Source organism: Dactylosporangium sp. NBC_01737 (genome assembly GCF_035963215.1).
Taxonomy (GTDB): Bacteria; Actinomycetota; Actinomycetes; order Mycobacteriales; family Micromonosporaceae; genus Dactylosporangium.
On record NZ_CP109153.1, the window covers coordinates 13,704,569 to 13,726,287 of the forward strand.

A 21,719-nucleotide genomic window follows, 5' to 3' on the forward strand; every position below is an offset into this window, starting at 1 on the left:
CGCTCATTCCACGGGTCTGGCCCGGCTGGGCTGGACCCGCATCGGCTCGCCGGGCATCTTCGGATACTCCGGCGGATACGGCATGTCGCCCTCGCCGTTGACCGCGTCGCGCTCCGCCCATTCCAGCAACGGCGTGATGTCGTGGGCGACCTCGTCGATGCCGGCGTGCGCGTCGCCGAGCTTCGCGATCCGCGCCGGCACGGTCCGCAGGTCGAAGTCGTCGGGCTCGACGTCGGGCAGTTCCTCCCAGCGCAACGGCGTCGACGCGGTCGCCCGCGCGTTGGCCCGCAGCGAGTAGGCACACGCGATCGTGCGGTCCCGCGCCATCTGGTTGAAGTCGACGAAGACCCGCTCGCCGCGCTCCTCCTTCCACCACTTGGTGGTGACCAGGTCGGGCCGGCGGCGCTCCACCTCCCGCGCCAGCGCGATCACGGCCCGCCGGGCCTCGACGAACGTCCACTCCGGCTTGATCCGGACGTACACGTGCACGCCGCGCCCGCCGCTGGTCTTCGGCCAGCCCCTCCAGCCCAGCTCGTCCAGGACGGCCTTCAGCTCGCCGGCGACGACGGCCGCGTCGGCGAAGTCGGTCCCCGGCTGCGGGTCCAGGTCGATGCGCAGCTCGTCGGGGTGGTCGACGTGCGCCCTGCGCACCGGCCACGGATGGAACACGATCGTGCCCATCTGCGCCGCCCACGCCACGTGCGCGAGATCCACGGGGCACAGCTCGTCGGCCTTGCGCCCGCTGGGGAACGCGATCTGCGCCGTCTCCAGCCACGGCGGCACCCCCTTGACGGGGACCCGCTTCTGGAAGAACGTCTCCCCGCCGATCCCTTCCGGGAACCGCTGCAACGTCGTCGGCCGGTCGCCCAGCGCCCGCATGATCCCGTCGCCGACCGCGACGTAATACTCGAAGACGTCGCGCTTGGTGAAGCCGCGCTCCGGGAACATCACCTTGTCGGGACTGGTCAACCGCACGGGACGCCCCGCAACCTCGATCTCCAGCGCACTGGCCATGCCAAGCACCCTACGCGTCGGCGCCGTCCCCGGGACCCCCGTCAGGAGCGCCGGGTGGTCTGCGGGCTCGGCCTGCGCCTCGGCATCGGCGCCGCCGGCCTGTTCCTCGCGGGGGTCCTGGGCTCAGGGGTCGTGGTCGGGGCCTGCTCCTCGCCCCGGTCGCCGAGACGCGTGAAGTACAGGATGCCCGCCCCTCCAATGATGAACGCGAACCCGATGGTGGTCATCATCGACGACGTGCCGGTCACCGGCAGTGTCCCGGTCGCCGCGGCCGTGCCGGTCGCCGCGCCCGCCACGGACCCCGCGGGGACACTGGAGACACCGGGGCCGCCGCTGCCGGATCCGGTCCCGCCAGGCGTCCCTCCGGGTGTGGTACCCCCACCGCCACCGGGCGTGGTGCCGCCATCGGGCGTGCCGTTGCCGTTGCCACCACCGGGCGTGGTGCCGCCGTTGCCACCCGGAGTGCCGTGCCCATGGCCACCGTTGCCGTTGCCGTTGCCGCTGCCGTTGCCGCCGTGGCCCGAGCCGCCGTGGCTGTGGCCGCCGTAGCCGGGGGCGTCGTCATCGTCGTCGGCCTGGCCGGCGTACAGCGGGCCGCCGGTACCGACGCCGCTCGGCGCGGCGTACCGCCAGTCGTTGGTGTCGTTCGGGCCGTACCCAGCGGGGCCGGCGCCAGGGTGGGACGTCTCACCGTCGGCGCACAGTTCGAGGGTGCCGCTCCACGACCGGCCACAGCCGTCCACGCGCAGCTCCTGCGACGTGAGCGCGGCGTGCGCCGCGGTGGCCAGTGGCGTGATGCCGGCCGCGCCCGCCGCGCCGACCGCAACCGCCTTGTAGAGCAACCTCATCGTTGTCGTACCCCGTCCATCCGACCGGTGTGCCACGAAAAGTCCGAATCATGGCTTTCGTCGGTCCAACGAGACTGGCGCGGAGACGTCGCGCGTACGCCGGCAAAATCGTGTTCGCGGGCCGTAATGGTCGGCGGGCGCCGTGCCGCCTACCGTTGAGGCATGACCGAGCCACTTGTCGACCTGCCCACCACCGATGCCGAGTGGCGCGTGCGGCTGTCCCCGGACGAGTTCCGGGTCCTGCGCCGCGCGGGCACCGAGGCGCCGTGGAGCGGCGAATACGTCAACACCAAGACCGACGGCGTCTACAACTGCCGCGCCTGCGGCGCCCAGCTGTTCGAGAGCACCTCGAAGTTCGACTCCCACTGCGGCTGGCCGAGCTTCGACGACGCCATCCCGGGCACCGTGAAGGAGATCGAGGACCGGAGCATGGGCATGGCCCGCACCGAGATCCGCTGCGCCCGCTGCGACTCGCACCTGGGCCACGTCTTCCGGGGCGAGCGCATGACCGACAAGAACACCCGCCACTGCGTCAACAGCCTGTCGATCAAGCTGGATCCCGCGGCTGGTTAGGCGTTCATGGATCTGCCATGATCGCCGCCATGCCCCGGAGCTCCACACGGGCCAGGGTGGCGATGGCGGTCCTGGCGTTCCCGCTGCTGCTCGGCTGCAACTGCTGTGACGCCCTGGCCTTCCCCGACGACCCACGCCCGGCCTTCACCGAGGAGCAGGTCGTCGGGGTGTGGAACAGCGCGTGCGGCGGGAAGCTGAGCCTCGCCGAGGGCGGGACGTTCCGGGCGCAGGGCCTGCTGGCCGACGGCTGGGACGACGGCCGCCTCACGACCGCGGCGATGACCGGGACCGGGACGTGGGAGACGCACGGCCAGGACGCGAATCAGGATCCGACCGTCCGGCTGACCGTGCGGGACTCGGCCACCGTCTTCCTGTACGCGGTGCACACCGACGAGTTCGAGGACCTCGAGATGGAGGTTCACAAGGCCGGCGGCGTCGCCTGGTGCCGCCTCAGCCGCTGACCGGCGGGGTCCGTCAGCCGCGGGTCTTGTTGCGGAACAGCACGGCCGAGGCGGCCACCGACACGGCCATGATCGCGGCGCACCAGGCGACCGCCTTCCACGGCGCGGAGCCGACCGGCTGGTCCAGCAGCAGCCCGCGCAGGCTCTCCGTGATCGGCGTGATCGGCTGGTTCTCGGCGAAGCCGCGCAGCCAGGTCGGCATGGTGTCGACCGGGACGAAGGCGCTGCTGGCGTAGGGCAGGAACGTGATCCCGAAGGTGTAGCCGGCCGCCGCCTCGGACGAGGACGCGAGCAGCCCGAGGGCCGCCGCCAGCCAGGACACCGCGGTGATGGTGAGGACCAGGATCCCCGCGGCGCCGAGCCACTGCAGCGCCGAGGCGTGCGGCCGGAAGCCGATGGCGAACGCGACCCCGAAGACCAGGGCGCTGGAGAACACGTTGCGGGCGATGCTGGCCGCGACGTGGCCGGCGAGGATGGCCGGGCCGCCGACGTCGAGGGAGCGGAGGCGGTCGATGATGCCGCCGGTCATGTCGTTGGCGACGGAGCCCGCGGTCATGCCCGAGCCGAACGTCACGCACAGCAGCATGACGCCGGGCACGACGTAGGTGACGTAGGCGGTGCCGGTGTCGATGGCGCCGCCGAAGAGGTAGACGAAGACGACCATCAGCATCACCGGCAGGACCAGCGACATGATGAGCGCCTCGACGTTGCGGCGGCCGAGGCGCAGCGACCGCCCGCCCATCGTCAGCCACTGGGTGGCGGCGGACGCGACCGGGGCGGGGGACATCGTGGCGCTAGACATTGGCGGGCTCCTTGACCGAAGAGGTGAGGGCGAGGAAGACGTCGTCGAGGGTGGCGCTGTGCAGTGAGAACCGGCGCACGGTGGTGCGGCCGGGGTCGATCTCGTCGAGGACGGCGCGGACGTGGGCGGCGCTGCCGTCGGTGGTGACGCCGAGGGTGAGCCGCTCGGGGTCGCGTTGCACGACCCGGCCGCCGAGGTGGGCGGCGACCGCGTCCCAGCCGGCCCGGTCGGTGATCTCCAGGTCGAGGCGCTGGTCGCCGAAGCGGCGCTTCAGGTCGGTGGGGGTACCTTCGGCGACGACCCGCCCGTGGTCGACGACGGCGATGCGGTCGGCGAGCCGGTCGGCCTCCTCGAGGTACTGCGTGGTGAGGAAGACGGTCACGCCGGTGCTGACGAGCCCGCCGATCACCTGCCACATCGCCTGCCGGCTGGTGAGGTCGAGGCCGGTGGTCGGCTCGTCGAGGAAGATCACCGACGGGGTGCCGACGAGCCCGGCGGCGAGGTCGAGGCGGCGGCGCATGCCGCCGGAGTAGGTGCCGGCGCGCCGGTTGCCGGCGGCGGTGAGGTCGAAGCGCTCCAGCAGCTCCGCGGCCCGCCTGCCGGCCGCGGCGGCGCCGAGGCCGCTGAGCCGGCCCATCATCCGCAGGTTCTCCAGGCCGGTCTGCAGCTCGTCGACGGCCGCGTACTGCCCCGTGAGGCTGACCGCGCCGCGGACCTGCCGGCGCTGGCGGACCACGTCGTAGCCGGCGACGCGGGCCCGGCCGCCGTCGGGGCGCAGCAGCGTGGCCAGGATGCGCACGGTGGTCGTCTTGCCCGCGCCGTTGGGCCCGAGCAGGGAGAACACGGTGCCGGCGGGCACGGCCAGGTCGACGCCGGTGAGGACGCCGAGCTTGCCGTAGGACTTCGTGAGGCCGGTGGCCTCGATAGCAAGGGACATGCGTCGCCCTCCAAGATTTTTATTGCGTATGTCGTACGCACTACTGCGTAAGTTATACGCAGAAGTAGAATCCGAGTCAATGGACAACGAGATGCCCGCCGTCCTCGCCGCCGCCTGGGGTCTGCGCACCCGGCCGGGCAAGGGGCCGAAGCCCGGGCTGACCCTGGATCGGATCGTCGCCGCGGGTGTGCGGGTCGCCGCGACGGAGGGCCTGGGCGCGGTGTCGATGGGCCGCGTCGCGACCGAGCTGGGTGCGTCGACCATGTCGCTGTACCGCTACGTCGCGGCCAAGAACGAGCTGCTCGACCTCATGGTCGACGCCGCGATCGGCCCGCCGCCGGACGCGCCGCCGGGCGAGGACTGGCGGGAGGGGCTGCTGCTCTTCGCCCGCACGCACCTGGGGATCCTGCGCCGGCAGCCGTGGATCGTGCGGGTGCCGATCAGCTCGCCGCCGCTGACCCCGAACCAGGTCGGGTGGATGGACTACGGCCTGGGGACCCTTGCCGCGACACCGCTGGAGGAGTACGAGAAGCTCTCCACGATCATGACCGTGAACGGCATCACGCGGAACTGGGCACTGCTGACCGCCGACATCACCGCGGCGGCGCAGGCGTCCGGGACGACCGCCGACGAGGCGATGCTCACCTACGGTCAGTTACTCGGCAAACTCGTCGACCCCCAGCGGTTCCCCGCGATCGGCAGACTCCTGGCAACCGGCATACTCGACATGCCGGACGATGTGCCCGACACCGACTTCGAGTTCGGCCTGGCGCGCATCCTGGACGGTATAGCGACGCTGATCGACGGGCGGGCCGGCGGCACGCGCGTCCCCGACTGTCCGTGATGCGTTGATATGGTGCGACGGTCATCTCAAGAAACGGCGGATCACGTGGCAGTAACCGTGGAACAGCCCACGTCAGCGGCACCGACGTCGGCCCCGGCCCGGCGAAAGCCGCCCGCTTGGGCGCCGCCGGCAGTGCTCGGCGTATTGATCCCCATCGGCCTGGCCTTCTACGGCGTGCCGATCTGGACCACCGCGATCTTCGCGACCTATGTCGCGCTGGGCCTCATCCTGCCGGGCATGCTGCTCTGGCGGGCGGTCCGCGGGCGGCCCGGCTGGTTCGTCGAGGACGTGGCCGCGGGCCTCGCTGTGGGTTACTCCTGCGAGGTCATGGTGTACATCGGCGCCAGGGCAATCGGGCTGCCGCTGCTGACCGTCGCCTGGCCGATCGCCACGATCGCCACCTTCCTGCTCGTGCCCGGGCTGCGGCGGCACTGGCGCGGCACCGACCGCGCCGAGGAGAAGACCCCGTTCTGGTTCTCCGCGATCCTGTCCGGCTCGGCGCTGGTGCTCTTCTACTGGAGCATCATCCGGTTCTTCCCGACCCACGACGTGGCCGAGCCCGGCATGCTCAGCCCCGACGGCGACTCCCCGTTCCACCTCGCGCTGCTCGGTGACGCCAAGCACCACATGCCGCTGGCCTCGCCGTGGCTGCCCGAGCAGCCGGTGCTCTACCACTGGTTCGTCTACGCCGAGATGGCCTCCACGTCGTGGATCACCGGCATCGAGCCGCAGGTGCTGCTGCTGCGCCTCTCGCCGCTGCCGATGGTCTTCGGGTTCCTGCTGCTGGTGGCCGTGCTCGGCAAGCGGCTCACCGGCAAGTGGTGGGCGGGCGCGGCGGCCGCGGTCACCACCTACTTCGTACTCACCCCGACGCCGTACCAGTGGCGCCTCGGCGGCTGGTTCTCCACCTTCGGCACCAACGCCTACGAGGACGGCTCGTCGCTGCGGGCCCAGATGTGGACGAGCCCGACGCAGACGTTCGGCGCGATCCTGTTCGCCGGGCTGGCGCTGGTCCTGGTCGACGTGCTCACCGTGTCCAACCGCAAGCGGTGGGCCCTGGTGGTGCTGCTCATGGCGGCGGTGACCGGTGGCAAGGCGACGTTCCTGCCGATGCTGCTGGCCGGGCTGCTGCTGGTCATCGCGGTGCGCCTGCTGACCCGCAAGCGGGTCCACCCGGCCGCGCTGATCACGTCCGGGATCACGTTCGTCGCGGTGCTGTTCGCCCAGTTCGTGCTGTTCGGCGGCGCCGCGCAGGGCCTCGCGATCGACCCGCTGCACTTCGCGCGGATCTCCGGCGCGCCCTACACGGCCACGTTCGCGCTGCCCGGCGTCGGCCCGCTGTGGCGGCTGGTGCTGGTCACGCTGATCACGTTCGCCTGCTGGGCCTGCATCTGGCCGGGGGTGCTCGGCCTGACCGGGCTCGCCAGGCGCCGCCGGCCCGACCTGAAGATCTCCGCCGACCCGGTCATCCTGATGTTCGGCATCGGCCTGTCCGGCATCGGCGCGCTGCTGATCTTCGGGCACGAGGGCGGCGCCGAGGGCTGGTTCATGGTGTCCGGGCGGCCCTACCTGTCGCTCGCGGCGGTGGTCGGCCTGACCATGATCACGCCCAACGACGTGCCCGTGCGGCGGATGCTGACGTGGGTGTACGGCGCGATCCTCACCGGCGCCGCGATCCTGATCGTGGTCCACGAGGTCAACCCGAAGCGGACCCCGCGACCGGCAAACGTGGGCGGGCCGGTGCAGACCGCGTTCCACCTGGTCTGGCCCTACCTGGTGGTGTTCGCGCTGCTCGGCGTCGCCGCGTGGTTCGTGCGCCGCTCCTCGTTCCCGGCCAAGGGCACCGTCTACGCGAGCATGCTGGCCGGCGTCTGTCTGGTCACCACGCTGCTGCACCTGCACGAGACGACCCGCGAGGCCAACCAGGCCGGCTGGCGCGGCGTCCAGCAGTACCAGCCGTTCATCCCCAAGGGCACCAAGGACGCCGGCCGGTGGCTGCGCGACCACTCCAAGCCCGACGACCTGGTCGCCACGAACGCGCACTGCGTCATCGCCAGCGACACCCCGAAGGACGTGTGCGACAACCGGCACTTCGCGTTCTCCGCGTACTCCGAGCGCCGCTTCCTGATCGAGGGCTGGGGCTTCACCAACCGCACGCACGAGATGGCCGCCGCGACCGGCACCAATGCCGTCTGGGCGCCGTACTGGAACGAGCAGCTGCTCGCGGACAACGACGCGGCCTTCTCGGCGCCGTCGGCGGACACGATCGGTAAGCTGCGCGACCAGTACCGTGTGCGGTGGCTGTTCGTCGACGAGGCCCACAGCGCTCCCGCGCCGACGCTGGGCGAGTTCGCGCAGTTCAGGCACCGCGCCGGGGACATCGCCGTCTACGAGATCCGCTGAGGGATGATGAACGACACTGTGACTGACGCCCCCGCGATGGAAGCGTCGGCGGCCGGCCGCCAGGCGCGCCTCGCCGAGGTCCTCGCGTGCCCCGCATGTCACGCGCAGCTGCGGCTCGACGGCGGCGACACGATCACCTGCGCCGCCTGCGGTCACACCGGAAGGCGCCGGGGCGGCCAGCTGAAGTTCGGCGGGTTCGAGTCCGAGGAGCTCACCGCCGACGCGCTGAACCGGATCAAGGAGTTCGTCAAGAAACGGTTCAACAAGGTATATCCGACGGCGATCAAGGTCCTGTCGCCGGTCATGGACCGCAACCTGATCATGCCGTTCCTGCGCAGCTTCGACCTCGATCGGGACCTCGTCGCCGACTTCGGCTGCGGCACCCACCGCCGCGACCAGCGGGTCATCTGCATGGACGGCGGCACCTACCCCAACGTCGACATCGTCACCGACCTGCGCAACGTGCCCCTCGCGGAGGGCAGCCTCGCCGGCGGGATCAGCATCGCGGTGCTGGAGCACGTGCCGGACCCGGCGGAGCACATCGCCGAGATGCACCGCCTGCTGCGCCCCGGCGGCCGGATGCTGGTGTTCGTGCCGTTCATGCAGCCGTTCCACGCCTCGCCGTATGACTTCCAGCGCTACACCGAGGTCGGGCTGCGCGAGCAGTTCCCGCAGTTCGAGGTGCTCAGCGTCAAGGTTGGCGCCGGACCCACGTCGGGCATGCTGTGGACGTTGCAGGAGTGGCTGGCGATGCTGCTGTCGTTCGGCAGCATGCGGCTGTACCGCGCCATCCTCCCGCTCACCTGGATCCTCTCCCCGTTGAAGGTCCTGGATCTGCTGCTGGCGCACCACCCGGCGGCGGCGGTGACCGCGAGCGGTTTCGTCATCGAGGTTCGTAAGCCTTCATGAGGGACGCACGACTCTTCGGCGGCACCGACGGCGACCTGTCCGGCAACCCGTTCCGGGCCGACCGCGACCGGATCGTCGCGTCACCGTTCTTCGCCCGCCTCGGCGGCGTCACCCAGGTGATCAGCCCCGGCGGGTCCGGGCTGCTGGTGCACAACCGGCTCACCCACAGCCTGAAGGTCGCCAGTGTCGCCCGCGGGATCTCGGAGCGGCTGTGCTCCCCCGCGGCCGGCGCGCAGGCGCTGCTGGACAAGCTCGGCGGCTGCGACGCCGACGTGGTGGAGGCGGCGGCCCTCGCGCACGACCTCGGCCACCCACCGTTCGGGCACCTCGGCGAGCGGGTCCTGGACCGGCTCGCCCGGCAGCGGCTCGGGCTCCCCGACGGGTTCGAGGGCAACGCACAGTCCTACCGGATCGTGACGAGCACCGAGATCAGCGGCTCGACCGTCGGGCTGGACCTGACCGCCGCGGTCCGGGCGGCCATGGCGAAATACCCATGGACCCGGCGGACCTACCCTTCGCCGCACGTACACCTGATGCATCCGACACCGCGAGGAGCCGGGGTCGACCCGGAGGACCCCGCGGCAGGGTCCGTGAAGTTCGGCGCCTACGTGACCGAGCTGGCCGACCTGCGCCAGGCCCGCGCGCCGTTCGACGGCCTGCTCGCGCGGTGGCAGCAGACCGTGGAGGCGTCCGTGATGGACACCGCCGATGACATCGCCTACGCCATCCACGACCTCGAGGACTTCCACCGTGTCGGGGTCCTGCAGCAGGGCACCGTGGCGACGGAGCTGATGGCGTGGCAGCGTGATGCGACGGAGCTACGCGGCCTGGACCTCGCCGAGCTGCGGCACACCGCCCGCCGGCCGGGCCGGTCCGTGGAGCTGCTGCGCCGCGACCTGTTCCGCAAGGACGGCTGGATCAGCGACGACGACGCGTTCTGGGCGGCCGTGGAGCACGTGCGCCACGAGCTGGTCGACGGGCTGCTCGCGGCGCCGTTCGACGGCTCGGTCGAGGCGGAGCAGAACGTCGCGCGGTTCTCGGCGCGGTGGACCCGCCGGCTCATCGACGCGATCCACGTGCGGGAGGAGCCGCCGATGCGCTCCGGCCACGTGGCGCTCGGCACCGCGCAGTGGCACGAGGTGCAGGTGCTGAAGTTCGTGCACCACCGGTTCGTCCTGGAGCGGCCCGACCTGGCGCTGCACCAGCGGGGCCAGGCGCGGCTGCTGGGCGCGCTGGTCGAGGCGCTGCACGCGTGGCTGATCGACCCGGCCGAGGCCGCCCGCCTGCCGCGGCGCCTGCACGACCTGGTCGAGATGGCGTTCGCCGAGGTCCAGGGCCTGACCGCGGCCGACTACGGCCTGGCCGGCGAGGACGTCGACATGACGGCCATGGCGCGCGGCCGGGCGATCGTGGACTTCGTCGCCGCGCTCACCGACGGCCAGGCGGTCGGCCTCCTCGACGCGCTGTCGGGCCGGTCCCGGCAGCTGTGGACGGACGCCTTCGTATTGTGAGCACCATGCTCACAATACGACCGCTCACCCAGGCCGAGTACGACCGGCGCGTGCCCGCGCTGCAGGCCGAATACGCGCTTGACGAGGTCAAGGCCGGCCGCGCCACGCTTGACGAGGCCACCGAACGGGTCGATCGGCAGTTCGCCGCGCTGCTGCCCGACGGCCTGGCAACCGAGGGGCAGCTGATGTTCGCCGGCGAGGTGGACGGCGAGGTCGTCGGGTTCCTGTGGATCGGGCTGCCGACGTCCGAGCGGCCGCAGGCCTGGATCTACGAGATCCAGGTCGACGAGGCGCACCGCCGCCGCGGCCACGGTCGCGCGCTGATGCTCGCCGCCGAGGACGAACTGCGTGCCCGCGGCGTCACCCGGCTCGGCCTCAACGTCTTCGGCCACAATCCGGGCGCACGGCAGCTGTACGAATCGTTGGGGTTCGAGACGACTTCACAGCAGATGTCGAAGGCACTTGAATAACCGTGTGCATCAATAGGTTGCGGACGTCACTCCTGTACCACTAGAAAGGGTCGGTGACCACCGAGAGTGATCTTCCGGCGACTGGGCGCCGCGTCATTCACTGGGGGCCGATCGGTGTCGCCGTCGCCGGCGTCGCCACGGTGGCACTGACCGCGGTGCTGGTGTATCCGTTGACGCAGCCGTCCGAGCGGACGTCCGCGGACGGCATGACGCCCGAGCAGCGCCGGTCCGCGGAGATGGCGGGCCTGCCCGGCGCCGCGTCCCCGACCGCCTCCCGATCTCCGTCACCGTCGGTGTCCGCCTCGCCCAGCGCGTCGCCGACGGCGGCACCGCGGGTCGTGTCCCGGGGCGGCGGGAAGCCCGCCGCCGGCAACACGGGCGTCATCGCCGGGACCACGCTGACGGTGCTCAACGGCGATCAGACGCTCGCCACCGACAACGCCGTCGTGGCCAACGCCGACATCCGCGGCTACGTCCGCATCACCGGGAAGAACGTGACGCTGCGCAACTCGATCGTGCGGGGCGGTGCGGCGCGCTGCTCGGCCGCGGTCGTCCAGGTCGAGGGCAGCGCCGTCATCGAGGACGTCGAGATCGCCCCCGCCAGCCCCAACGCCTGCCTCGACGGCGTCTGGGCCGCCGCGACGACCCTGACCCGGGTCAACATCCACGGCACCGTCGACGGTGTGAAGGCCGGCAACGACGTGACCGTCCAGGACTCCTGGATCCACGACCTGACGTTCTACCGCAGCGGCGCCCCCGGCGGCGGCGAGACCGTCAACGACGCCGTCGACACCCGCGGGAAGCGCCGGATCACGCTGCGGCACAACGTGCTGTACCCGGGCGCCAACGCCAACGCCGCCTACCAGGTCACCCAGGAGGGCGGCGCGAGCGGCGACATCCGGGTCGAGAGCAACTGGCTCGACGGCGGCCACTGCGTGCTGAACTTCGCCCACCGCGGCGGCGGCCCCACCCCGATGACCGGCATCGCCGTGGTGAACAACCGCTTCGGCCGCAACAGCATGTTCGTCTGCCCGATCCTCATCAGCACCCAGACCAGCCTGAGCGCCAATTCGGGAAACGTCTGGGACGACACCGGCGCCGCCATCCCCGCACCCGACAAACACGATTAAATGATCGGGTGACTTCTGTGGAGCGGCTGGTGGTGATCGGCGGCGACGCCGCGGGGATGAGCGCCGCCTCGCAGGCCCGCCGACGGCGGCCCGTCGGCGACCTGCGGATCGTGGCGTTCGAGAAGGGGCGGCACGTCTCGTACTCGGCGTGCGGCATCCCCTACCTCATCGCCGGCGACGTCGCCGGGCCCGACGACCTCGTCGCCCGGACCCCGGCCGAGTTCCGCAAGCTCGACATCGACCTGCGCCTCGGCAGCGAGGTCGTCGCCATCTCCGTCGACCGCCGCGAGGTCACCGTCCGCTCCGGCGCCGACTCCTACGCCGAACCCTTCGACCAACTCGTCATCGCCACCGGCGGCGTGCCGGCCCGCCCCGACGTGCCCGGCGTCGACGCCGCCGGCATCCACGGCGTGCAGACCCTGGAGGACGGGATCCGGATCCTGGAATTCCTGGAGTCCGACCGCCCCCGCAGAGCCGTCGTCGTCGGCGCCGGCTACATCGGCCTGGAGATGGCCGAGGCGATGATCAGCCGCGGCCTGGAGGTCGCCCTCATCGACGCCGCCGACCAGCCGATGCGCACCCTCGACCCCGACATGGCCGTCCTCGTCGCCGACGCGCTGCGCGGCCTCGGCGTCGACCTGCGGCTGTCCTGCGCCCTGAAAGGATTCGACGTCACCGACGGCCGGGTCACCGGCGTGCGCACCGCCGGCGAGACGCTGCCCGCGGACATCGTCATCCTCGGCCTCGGCACCCGCCCCAACAGCAAACTCGCCGCCGACGCGGGCATCGCCGTCGGCGCGACCGGCGGCATCACCGTCGACCGCCGCCTGCGCACCTCCGCCGAGGGCATCTGGGCCGCCGGCGACTGCGTCGAGGTCTTCCACCTGATCTCACAGCGCCCCGCCGCCGTCGCCCTCGGCACCCACGCCAACAAGCAGGGCCGCGCCGTCGGCATCAACATCGGCGGCGGCTACGCCACCTTCCCCGGCGTCGTCGGCACCGCGGTCTCCAAGATCTGCTCGTACGAGGTCGCCCGCACCGGTCTGTCCACCGCCGAAGCCCTCACGGCCGGCTTCGCCACCTTCTCCACCGTCACCGAATCCACCACCCGCGCCGGCTACTACCCCGGCTCCCTCCCCATCACCACGAAGATCATTGCCGAACGCACCACCGGCCGCCTGCTCGGCGCCCAGATCGTCGGCCAGGAAGGCGCGGCGAAACGCATCGACGCCCTCGCCGTCGCCCTGTGGCACGGCATGACCGTCGAGGAGATGACCGGCCTGGACCTCTCCTACGCACCCCCCTTCGCCCCCGTCTGGGACCCCGTCCTCATCGCCGCCCGCAAGGCCGCCGAGCAGCTGGCTACGCTCAAGCCGTGATCATGCACAGCGCCCCGTTCGCCGACCTGGACGTCTCCACCCTGTACGCCCTGCTCCGCCTCCGCAGCGACGTCTTCGTCGTCGAACAGCAGTGCGTGTACCCCGACCTGGACGGCCGCGACACCGAACCCGACACCGTCCACGTCTGGCTCACCGACCCGTCCGGCGCCGTGACCGCCTGCCTGCGCGTCCTCACCGAACCGGACGGCACCGCCCGCATCGGCCGCGTCGTGACCTCCCCCGCTCACCGCGGCCAGGGTCTGGCCGCCCGGCTGCTCGCCGAGGCGGTCTCCATCGTGGGCCCCCGTCCCGCTGCCCTGAACGCACAGACCACGGCCATCCGCATCTACGAACGCTTCGGCTTCACCACGTCCGGCCCGACATTCCTGGACGACGGCATCGAGCACGTACCCATGCACCGACCCGCCCCGTCCTGAGGGCACTGTTCGCGTGCGGTGTTTGTCATGCCCGTAATAGAATTCCAGCACGGCTGCGGCCTTGGTGGTTCCACGCAGTCTCCGGTGGCGCGACGGGTAGCGCGGTCACCGTCCGTGCCGTAGTTGCGGTGATCCCAAGCCAGGCCCGAACTCACATGATCCAGCGCCGTCGAGCGCCTCATTCGGTGCTACAACACCGTCGCTGGTTCAAACACAGATCACCCACAACGCAACGGCAGCCGACCCACACCCACCCCCCTCATGATCCAAGGACAGGCGTGGCCATCCAGACGACCACGGCCGTCCTTCGATCACCGACCAGGGCGGGAGATCGCCGTCCCGAGCCTGGCATTCCCCAGTCCGCCCAGAGCCATACGGGCCCCGACCCCCGCACAACACGCAGCAGGCGAAACTGCGACTCCACTCGCCCCAGAGGCCAACGGCAGCCGACCCACACCAACCCCCTCATGATCCAAGGACAGGCGTGGCCATCCAGGGCGGTTTCAGGAGGTGGTTGCAACGTTGCTGGTCAGGAGTTCTGCGAGTTTTTCTGCGGGGGTTCGCCATCCGAGTGTTTCACGGGGTCGGCGGTTGAGTTGGGCGGCGGTGGCGTCCAGGTCGGCCTGGCTGGTGGTGGTGAAGGTGTGGATGCCTTTGGGGTAGTACTCGCGGAGCAGTCCGTTGGTGTTCTCGTTCGAGCCGCGTTGCCAGGGGCTGTGCGGGTCGCAGAAGAACACGGGGCAGCCGGTCGCGATGCTGAACCGGGCGTGCAGGGCCATTTCGGTGCCCTGGTCCCAGGTCAGCGACCGCAGGAGTTCCTCGGGCAGCTGCGTCATTTTCGCGGTCAGCTGGGCGATGACGTGTTCGCTGACGCGGCTGTCGGGCAGGGCGACGAGGATCACGAACCGGGTGGTGCGTTCGACGAGGGTCGCGATCGCGGTGGTGCCGTGCTTGCCGATGAGGAGGTCACCTTCCCAGTGCCCGGGCACGGCCCGGTCCGCTGCTTCGGCCGGTCGGTCGCTGATGCGCAGCCCGAGCCAGGGCCGGTTGGAGCGGACCGCGCCGGCCTCGGCCGCACGGGGGCGCCGGTTGACGCGCCCGGACCGCAGTGCCTTCTGCCGGGTCAGTTCCGCGCGCAGACCGCCGCGGGCCTGCAGGTATATGGCGTGGTAGATCGTCTCGTGTGACACCCACATCGTCCTGTCGTCCGGGAAGTCCTCCCGCAACCGTAGAGCGATCTGCTGCGGGGAATGCCGGTCCTCGAGCCGGGCGATCACCGCGTCCCGCAACGGCGACGCCGCGGTGAGTTTCCCCGCTTTCGACCTCGCTTTGAACGCGTCCGAAGACACCTGCGCCCGCGTCGCCCGGTACACCAGACCCGGCTGACCCAGCCCGGACCAGCGGTGGTTGGAATGGTGGAAGATCTCCCGGGACACCGTCGACGCCGCCCGACCCAACCGGGCCGCGATCACCCGCCTCGACTCACCCCGGGCCAGCCCCACCGAGATCTCTTCCCGTTCCGCGAACGACAACCGAGACGCCACTAGCTGCACACACCCATCTATCGATCATGACTCGGAGTGTTGCAACCACCTCTTGAGCCCGCCCAGACGACCACGGCCCTCCTTCGATCACCGACCAGGGCGGGAGATCGCCGTCCCGAGCCTGGCATTCCCCAGTCCGCCCAGAGCCATACGGGCCCCGACCCCCGCACAACACGCAGCAGGCGAAACTGCGACTCCACTCGCCCCAGAGGCCAACGGCAGCCGACCCACACCAACCCCCTCATGATCCAAGGACAGGCGTGGCCGCCCGGACGACCGCAGCCGTCCTTCGATCACCGACCAGGGCGGAAGATTGCCGCCCGTGTGCCGGCACCGCCCGGTCCAGTGATCGATGGGCTTCGCTTTTTGACCAGCGACGGTGTTGTAGCACCGAATGATGCGCTCGACGGCGCTGGATCATGTGAGCGCGGACCTGGCTTGGGATCACCGCAACTACGGCACGGACGGTGACCGCGCTACCTGTCGCGCTGCCGACAGGCTGCGCGGAACCACGAAGGCCGCAGCCGTGATGGATTTTCTATTACGGGCATGCCGAACACGCACGCGAAGAGCAACAAAGCCAAAAGCGAAACGAAAACGCCTACGGAAGGTTGGCGATCAGGTCAGCGATGTCCCGCCGCCGCCCCGTGTAGAACGGGATCTCCTCGCGAACATGGCGACGGGCCGTCGACGCCCGCAGCTCGCGCATCAGGTCCACGATCCGGTGCAGCTCGTCGGCCTCGAAGGCCAGCATCCACTCGTAGTCGCCGAGGGCGAAGCTGGCCACCGTGTTGGCGCGGACGTCGGCATAGCCGCGGGCCATCTTGCCGTGCTCGGCGAGCATGGCGCGGCGCTCCTCGTCGGGCAGCAGATACCACTCGTAGGAGCGGACGAACGGGTAGACGCAGACCCAGGCGCGGGCCTCCTCGTCGGCCAGGAACGCCGGGATGTGGCTCTTGTTGAACTCGGCGGGGCGGTGCAGGGCCATCTGCGACCAGACGGGCCGGATGTGGGCGCCGAGGGCGGTGCGGCGCAGGGCCGCATACGCCTCCTGGAGGGCCTCGGCGCTCGGGGCGTGCCACCAGATCATGAGGTCGGCGTCGGCGCGGAGGCCGGCGACGTCATAGGTGCCGCGGACCACGACGTCCTTCGCGGCCAGGTCGGCGAGGAACGCGGTCGCCTCGGCGGCGGCACCCTCGCGGGCCTCGGCGCGCAGCGGGGTCGCCGCCTGGAACACCGACCACATCGTGTAGCGGATCGAGTCGTTCAGCTCGCGGATGCGGGCGGCGTTGCTGGTCATGTCGCTATCCTTCCAGGGCCTGGAGCAGCGTGTCGGCGGCGGTCCACCCCGATGTGACGCAGGCGGGGATCCCGACGCCGTCATAGGCGGCGCCGGCGACCGTGATCGCCGGGTGGGCGGTGAGGGCGGCGCGCAGCGCGGCGACGCGGTCGCGGTGGTGCGGCTCGTATTGCGGGAGGCCGCCGCCCCAGCGGAAGACGGCGGCGTCGACGGGGTCGGGCAGGCGGTCGGCGCCGAGGAGGCGGGCCACCTCGTCGCGGACCAGGTCGAGCAGGTCTGCGTCGGTGTGCTGCAGCTGGTGCTCGTCGCCGGCGCGGCCGACGGAGGCGCGCACGAGGGTCAGCCCGGGGCGGCGCAGGTGCGCCCACTTCTGGTCGAAGAACGTGACGGCCTTGACCGCGAACCCCTCGGTCGCCGGGACCAGGAACCCCGACAGCTCGGGCAGCTTGGTGGTGGGCAGCGCCAACGCGACGAGCGCGACGCTGGCATAGCCGAGCGGCACGCCCTGCACGCCGTCCACTGTGGACAGCAGGCGGGCGGCGGGGGTGGCGGGCACGGCGAGGACGACACCGTCGGCGTCCACTGTGGACGCGTCGCGGGTGGAGCCGACGGTGAGGCGCCAGCCGGGGCCGTGCCGGCGCAGCTCCCGCACGGGCAGGCCGAGCCGGACGTCGGGCAGGGCCGCGGCGAGGGCGTCGACGAGCCGGCTCATGCCGCCCTGGACGGTGCTGAACACCGGGGCGCCCGGCGTGCTGCGCCGCGCGGCCAGGGCAGACCGGACGGCGCCGGTGAGGGTGTCGGAGCGCTCGGCCGCGTCGGCGAGGGCGGGCAGCGCCATGCGCAGCGAGAGCCGGTCGGCGCGGCCCGCATAGACGCCGCCGAGGAGCGGCTCCACGAACCGGTCGACGACAAGGTCGCCGCGGCGCGGGCGGACCAGGCCGCCGACGGTCACGTCCTCGCCGGGGCGCAGCAGCGGGCCGCCGGACGGGCGCTCGGCAGGGTCGGTGTCGACGGGGATGCCCATGAGGGTGCCGGGCGGCAGGTCGTGCAGGCCGCCGTCGACCGCGACCGCGGCCTTCGACGTGGCGGGGTGCACGATCGCGTCGCCGAGGCCGACCTGCTCCGCCAGCCGCACGGCGGCGCTCGGGCCGCCGGCCGGGTCGCCGGACAGGAACGACTCGGCGCCCCGCTCGACCGGGCCGCCGGCCAGCTCGACGGTGCGCAGCTTGCCACCGGGACGCTCGCCCTGGTCGAACAGCACCACGTCGAGATGCGGGGCGCGCTCGTGCAGGCGGTGCGCCGCGGCGAGACCGGCGATGCCGCCGCCGATCACCACGACCCGTCGCCGTGCCCCTCCAGTCATGCTCCGAGTCTATGGTCGCCATATGACAGAAACGCGAGTGGCCGTCGTCACCGGCGCGGCGCAGGGCATCGGCCGCAAGACCGCCGAGTTGCTGGCGGCGGAGGGGTACCAGCTGGCGGTCATCGACACGAGACCGGTCGATCTGGACGGGCTGATGTTCACCGGCGACGTCTCCGACGAGGGCGACGTCGCGCGGTTCGTGAGCGAGGTCGAGGCGGTGTACGGCGGCTGCGACGTCCTCGTGAACAACGCCGGCATCGCCTCGATCGCGCCCGCCGAGGACACCGACGTGGCGCAGTGGCGGCGGGTGATGGAGGTGAACCTCACCGGGCCGTTCCTGCTGTGCCGGGCGTTCGGGCGGCGAATGCTGGTCCGTGGCACCGGTTCGATCGTCAACATCGCCTCGGTGGCGGGGTTGCTGGGGGTCGCGGACCGGGTGGCGTACAACGCGAGCAAGCACGGCCTGATCGGCATGACCCGCACCCTGGCCGTCGAGTGGGGCGGTCGCGGCATCCGGGTCAACGCGGTCTGCCCCGGCTGGGTGAAGACGGAGATGGACGACGAGTCGCAGGCGTCCGGCGCGTACGCGGACACCGACATCACCGATCATGTGCCGATGGCACGGTTCGCGCAGCCGGAGGACGTGGCCCGCGCGGTGGCGTTCCTCGCCGACCCGGAGCGGTCCGGTTTCATCAACGGCGCCGCACTGTCCGTGGACGGCGGATGGGCGGCGGACGGGTCGTGGCAGTCGCTGCGACTGGACAGCCGGGGACGCTGAACGCCGGCTGCGGGTACATCCGAAGTGCGTCGATATGTCGTCGGGTCGGGCGAATCTGACCAGGGGGATGTCCATCTGTGGGGCGAACCCCTCTGGAACATCTCGCCGGAGGCGAGCACACTCTCTCGGATGAGCGACCTCGCGTCCTCCCGACCGTCACCGGACGAGCCGAGCGACCGCGCGCTGGATCCCGGCGCCGGCGGCGGTCACGCGCCGTGGACCGCCGAACCACGCAGCGCTGAACCCCGCAGTGCCGAGCCGTGGCGCCCTGAGCCGTGGAGCGCGGAGCCGTGGAGCACGGACCCGTGGCAGATCGGCGCCGGGCACACCGCCGGGCAGCCGGGCGGACCGGACGGGGACGCCCACGCGGTGGACCCGCTCGCCGACGTCATCGCGGACCTGGCCGAACTCGCCGACCCGGCGGCGGCCGCCGCGGGCGGCAGCGGCGGCCGCGGCCCGTGCGGCGCCGGTCGACGACGTGGAGCCGACCGCGAGGACCATCTCGGCGCTGCTGGCCGACACGACGACGTCACCGGCGGAGCTGGCCGACGCCGTCGCCTGGTGCTATGACGACGAGGCGCTGCCGCTGCTGCTGCCGCTGATCCGCCACCACGACGCGCGGGTCCGGCGGGCGGTCGCGCAGGCGCTGCCGAGTGTGCTGGGCGAGGCGGCGCCGGACGACACCGTGCGCGCGTTGCTGGTCCTGAGCAACGACCCGGACGACGACGTGCGGGACTGGGCGTGTTTCGCCCTCGGTACCCAACTGTCCGAGGTGGACGCCCCGGTGCTGCGCGACGCGCTGGTCGTGCGGCTCGACGACCCGCACGACGACACCCGGTGCGAGGCGCTGCTCGGGCTGGCCCGGCGGCGCGACGAGCGGATCCTGCCGGTGCTGCAGGAGCGGCTGGCCCGCGACAACGTGTTCTCGCTGGAGATCGACGCGGCCGGTGCGCTCGGGCACCCGTCGCTGCACACGCTGGTGCGCGGCCATCTGTCGGGCTGGGACGACGACGTGGTCGCGCGGGTCTGCGCGGCGTTGCGGCTGACGGACCCCGACGGGGTCGGCGACGACCTGCTCGACGGGCTCGCGGAGTGGTTCGCCGGCGGCGCCCCGCACGCCAGCGACGACGACCGGTACTGGTGGACGGTGACCCTGCAGCTGCTGGAGCACGCCGAGTACCGGGCGCCGGAGATCGCCGAGCAGGTGCACGCCCGGCTCGCCGGCGAGGCCCGGGCCACGTCGCTGATGCTTGGCTCGCGACTGGCCCAGCTCGCCGGCGACCACGGCTGGTGGCGGTGGAGCCCCACCTACTAGCCCGGCCCGGCGGCTAGAGCGAGTGCACCAGCGACACGACCCTGCTCAGCACGTCAGGGTCGGTCTCGGGCATGACACCGTGGCCGAGGTTGAAGATGTGCCCGGGCGCCTTGCGGCCCTCGGCGACCACCCGTCGCACCTCGGTCTCCACGACCTCCCACGGCGCGAACAGCACGCACGGGTCGAGGTTGCCCTGCAGAACCTTGCCGGGGACCCGCCCCGCGGCCACGTCGAGCGGGGTGCGCCAGTCGACCCCGACCACGTCGGCGCCGGCCTCGGCCATGGCGGGCAGGAGCTCCCCGGTGCCGACGCCGAAATGGATCTTCGGTAGCCCTGTGTCGTCCAGACCGGCCAGGACACGGCGCGAGTGCGGCAGGACGTAGCGGCGGTAGTCGGCCTCGGACAGGGCCCCGGCCCAGGAGTCGAACAGCTGCACCGCGTGCACCCCGGCATCGGCCTGGACCCGCAGAAACGTGAGGGTGATGTCGGCCAGGCGGGCGCACAGGGCGTGCCAGACGTCGGGTGCGCCGTACATGAGGGCCTTCGTCTTCACGTGGTGCCGCGACGGCCCGCCCTCGACGAGATAGCTGGCGAGCGTGAACGGCGCCCCGGCGAAGCCGATGAGCGCGGTCGGGCCGAGCTCGGCGAGCAGCAGCCGGATCGCCTCGGCGACGAAGCCGACGGCGTCGGGGCTCAGGCCCGGCAGCGCGTCGACGTCGGCCATGGTGGCGATCGGTGCGGCGACGACGGGGCCGGTGCCGGCGACGATGTCCAGGTCGACACCGGCGGCCTGCAGCGGCACGACGATGTCGCTGAAGAGGATCGCCGCGTCGACCTTGTGGCGGCGGACCGGCTGGAGGGTGATCTCGCAGACCAGGTCCGGCCGGCGGCACGACTCGAGCATGCCGATGCCGGCCCGCAACGCGCGGTATTCGGGCAGGGAGCGGCCCGCCTGGCGCATGAACCAGACCGGGGGGTGCGGCACCGCCTGGCCGCGGGCGGCACGCAGAAGCAAATTGTCAGTCATAGCGAAGTCATCGTTTCACTGCGTGCGCAACGGCGGCGCGGCGGCACCCCCTGCGTGGGTTTGCGCCTTACTCTTCCGGTATGGCGCCATCGACCGCTACTCCCCCAACGTTCACCCGGGCGGTGGAGGACCTGCGCGCGGTCACGGCGCGGCCCGAGATCGAGCTCGAGGAGATGCCGGCGCCGCAGCGGCTCGCGCCGTTCGCGCACGCGATGAGCGGCACGGTGCTGCGCGACGGCGACGAGGTCGCCACGGGGCGGCTGATCCTGCTGCACGACCCGGCCGGGCACGACGCGTGGGACGGCACGATGCGCCTCGTCACGTATGTGACGGCGGAGCTGGAGGCCGAGCTCGCCGCGGACCCGCTGCTGCCCGGGGTCGGCTGGAGCTGGCTGACCGACGCGCTGGAGGGTCACGGCGCCGCGTACACGGCGATCGGCGGGACGGTCACGCAGACGCTGTCGACGCGCTTCGGTGACCTGGCCGGCCCGCCGACGGCGGCGGACCTGGAGATCCGGGCGTCGTGGACGCCGACGGACGACGACATGCAGGCCCACGTGCACGCGTGGTGCGCGCTGCTGGCCTCCACCGCGGGCCTGCCCCCGCCGGGCGTGACGGCGCTGCACTGAGACACGAAAGGGCGGGCCCGCGGGCCCGCCCTTCGTCACGTCACG

At 71.8% G+C, this 21,719-nt stretch carries 22 protein-coding genes; 14 read left to right on the forward strand and 8 right to left on the reverse strand.

All coding sequences use genetic code 11. The annotated features are described in order from the left end of the window. Positions 1-3 precede the first annotated feature (3 nt). Positions 4-1,014, reverse strand: a complete 1,011-nt coding sequence (gene ligD, locus OHA72_RS63375; protein WP_327005610.1) for a non-homologous end-joining DNA ligase — start codon at positions 1,012-1,014, stop codon at positions 4-6. A gap of 41 nt (positions 1,015-1,055) precedes the next feature. Continuing rightward, entirely contained in the window at positions 1,056-1,862 is an 807-nt protein-coding gene (locus tag OHA72_RS63380) for a hypothetical protein (protein ID WP_327005611.1), read from the reverse strand. Between the two features lie 162 nt (positions 1,863-2,024). Between OHA72_RS63380 and msrB the strand changes: the two genes are divergently transcribed. Then, positions 2,025-2,435, forward strand: coding sequence for a peptide-methionine (R)-S-oxide reductase MsrB (msrB, locus tag OHA72_RS63385; RefSeq protein ID WP_327005612.1), 411 nt, complete (start codon positions 2,025-2,027; stop codon positions 2,433-2,435). A gap of 17 nt (positions 2,436-2,452) precedes the next feature. Beyond that, positions 2,453-2,896 (forward strand): hypothetical protein, encoded by a 444-nt coding sequence (locus tag OHA72_RS63390; protein WP_327005613.1) that lies wholly within the window; start codon positions 2,453-2,455, stop codon positions 2,894-2,896. 13 nt (positions 2,897-2,909) lie between these two features. Here OHA72_RS63390 and OHA72_RS63395 read toward each other — a convergent pair whose 3' ends face one another. Continuing rightward, positions 2,910-3,698, reverse strand: a complete 789-nt coding sequence (locus OHA72_RS63395) for an ABC transporter permease (protein ID WP_327005614.1) — start codon at positions 3,696-3,698, stop codon at positions 2,910-2,912. After that, complete coding sequence (locus OHA72_RS63400; protein WP_327005615.1) at positions 3,691-4,635, reverse strand: ATP-binding cassette domain-containing protein; 945 nt, start codon at positions 4,633-4,635, stop codon at positions 3,691-3,693. Before OHA72_RS63400 ends, OHA72_RS63395 begins: the two co-directional genes overlap by 8 nt. Before the next feature lie 79 nt (positions 4,636-4,714). Between OHA72_RS63400 and OHA72_RS63405 the strand changes: the two genes are divergently transcribed. From OHA72_RS63405 to OHA72_RS63440, 8 genes are all read left to right on the forward strand, one after another. Then, positions 4,715-5,479 carry a TetR/AcrR family transcriptional regulator gene (locus tag OHA72_RS63405; RefSeq protein WP_327005616.1) on the forward strand — a complete coding sequence of 255 codons (765 nt, stop codon included), beginning with the start codon at positions 4,715-4,717 and terminating at the stop codon, positions 5,477-5,479. 132 nt (positions 5,480-5,611) lie between these two features. After that, complete coding sequence (locus OHA72_RS63410; RefSeq protein WP_327005617.1) at positions 5,612-7,882, forward strand: hypothetical protein; 2,271 nt, start codon at positions 5,612-5,614, stop codon at positions 7,880-7,882. Between the two features lie 18 nt (positions 7,883-7,900). Beyond that, positions 7,901-8,791 carry a methyltransferase domain-containing protein gene (locus tag OHA72_RS63415; protein ID WP_327005618.1) on the forward strand — a complete coding sequence of 297 codons (891 nt, stop codon included), beginning with the start codon at positions 7,901-7,903 and terminating at the stop codon, positions 8,789-8,791. Beyond that, complete coding sequence (locus OHA72_RS63420) at positions 8,788-10,302, forward strand: deoxyguanosinetriphosphate triphosphohydrolase family protein (protein ID WP_327005619.1); 1,515 nt, start codon at positions 8,788-8,790, stop codon at positions 10,300-10,302. The genes OHA72_RS63415 and OHA72_RS63420 overlap by 4 nt, the downstream gene beginning before the upstream one ends. Positions 10,303-10,307: 5 nt before the next feature. Then, positions 10,308-10,772: a GNAT family N-acetyltransferase gene (locus OHA72_RS63425; RefSeq protein WP_327011932.1), complete on the forward strand. Its 465-nt coding sequence runs from the start codon at positions 10,308-10,310 to the stop codon at positions 10,770-10,772. A gap of 53 nt (positions 10,773-10,825) precedes the next feature. After that, the gene (locus tag OHA72_RS63430) at positions 10,826-11,902 is read left to right on the forward strand and encodes a hypothetical protein (RefSeq protein WP_327005620.1); all 1,077 of its coding nucleotides are present in this window, start codon (positions 10,826-10,828) and stop codon (positions 11,900-11,902) included. A 56-nt stretch (positions 11,903-11,958) separates the two neighbouring features. Continuing rightward, a complete protein-coding gene (locus OHA72_RS63435) occupies positions 11,959-13,281 on the forward strand; it encodes an FAD-dependent oxidoreductase (RefSeq protein WP_327011933.1) in 1,323 nt (440 codons plus the stop codon). A 2-nt stretch (positions 13,282-13,283) separates the two neighbouring features. Then, complete coding sequence (locus OHA72_RS63440) at positions 13,284-13,718, forward strand: GNAT family N-acetyltransferase (protein ID WP_327011934.1); 435 nt, start codon at positions 13,284-13,286, stop codon at positions 13,716-13,718. Positions 13,719-14,221: 503 nt separating this feature from the next. On the opposite strand, the gene OHA72_RS63445 is transcribed toward OHA72_RS63440, so the two are convergent. From OHA72_RS63445 to hemG, 3 genes are all read right to left on the reverse strand, one after another. Beyond that, positions 14,222-15,262 (reverse strand): IS30 family transposase, encoded by a 1,041-nt coding sequence (locus OHA72_RS63445; RefSeq protein ID WP_442788399.1) that lies wholly within the window; start codon positions 15,260-15,262, stop codon positions 14,222-14,224. 601 nt (positions 15,263-15,863) lie between these two features. After that, a complete protein-coding gene (hemQ, locus tag OHA72_RS63450) occupies positions 15,864-16,562 on the reverse strand; it encodes a hydrogen peroxide-dependent heme synthase (protein WP_327005621.1) in 699 nt (232 codons plus the stop codon). A 4-nt stretch (positions 16,563-16,566) separates the two neighbouring features. Further along, positions 16,567-17,925 (reverse strand): protoporphyrinogen oxidase, encoded by a 1,359-nt coding sequence (gene hemG, locus OHA72_RS63455; protein WP_327005622.1) that lies wholly within the window; start codon positions 17,923-17,925, stop codon positions 16,567-16,569. A 22-nt stretch (positions 17,926-17,947) separates the two neighbouring features. Between hemG and OHA72_RS63460 the strand changes: the two genes are divergently transcribed. From OHA72_RS63460 to OHA72_RS63470, 3 genes are all read left to right on the forward strand, one after another. Next, on the forward strand, positions 17,948-18,703 hold the full coding sequence (locus tag OHA72_RS63460; RefSeq protein ID WP_327005623.1) for an SDR family NAD(P)-dependent oxidoreductase: 756 nt from the start codon (positions 17,948-17,950) through the stop codon (positions 18,701-18,703). Positions 18,704-18,832: 129 nt separating this feature from the next. After that, positions 18,833-19,273 (forward strand): hypothetical protein, encoded by a 441-nt coding sequence (locus OHA72_RS63465; RefSeq protein ID WP_327005624.1) that lies wholly within the window; start codon positions 18,833-18,835, stop codon positions 19,271-19,273. Further along, positions 19,182-20,018 (forward strand): HEAT repeat domain-containing protein, encoded by an 837-nt coding sequence (locus OHA72_RS63470; protein ID WP_327005625.1) that lies wholly within the window; start codon positions 19,182-19,184, stop codon positions 20,016-20,018. Before OHA72_RS63465 ends, OHA72_RS63470 begins: the two co-directional genes overlap by 92 nt. Before the next feature lie 13 nt (positions 20,019-20,031). Here OHA72_RS63470 and hemE read toward each other — a convergent pair whose 3' ends face one another. Further along, positions 20,032-21,045 (reverse strand): uroporphyrinogen decarboxylase, encoded by a 1,014-nt coding sequence (gene hemE / locus OHA72_RS63475; protein WP_327005626.1) that lies wholly within the window; start codon positions 21,043-21,045, stop codon positions 20,032-20,034. Positions 21,046-21,125: 80 nt separating this feature from the next. On the opposite strand from hemE, the gene OHA72_RS63480 reads away from it, so the two are divergent. Next, entirely contained in the window at positions 21,126-21,674 is a 549-nt protein-coding gene (locus OHA72_RS63480) for a DUF3000 domain-containing protein (protein ID WP_327005627.1), read from the forward strand. Positions 21,675-21,719 lie beyond the last annotated feature (45 nt).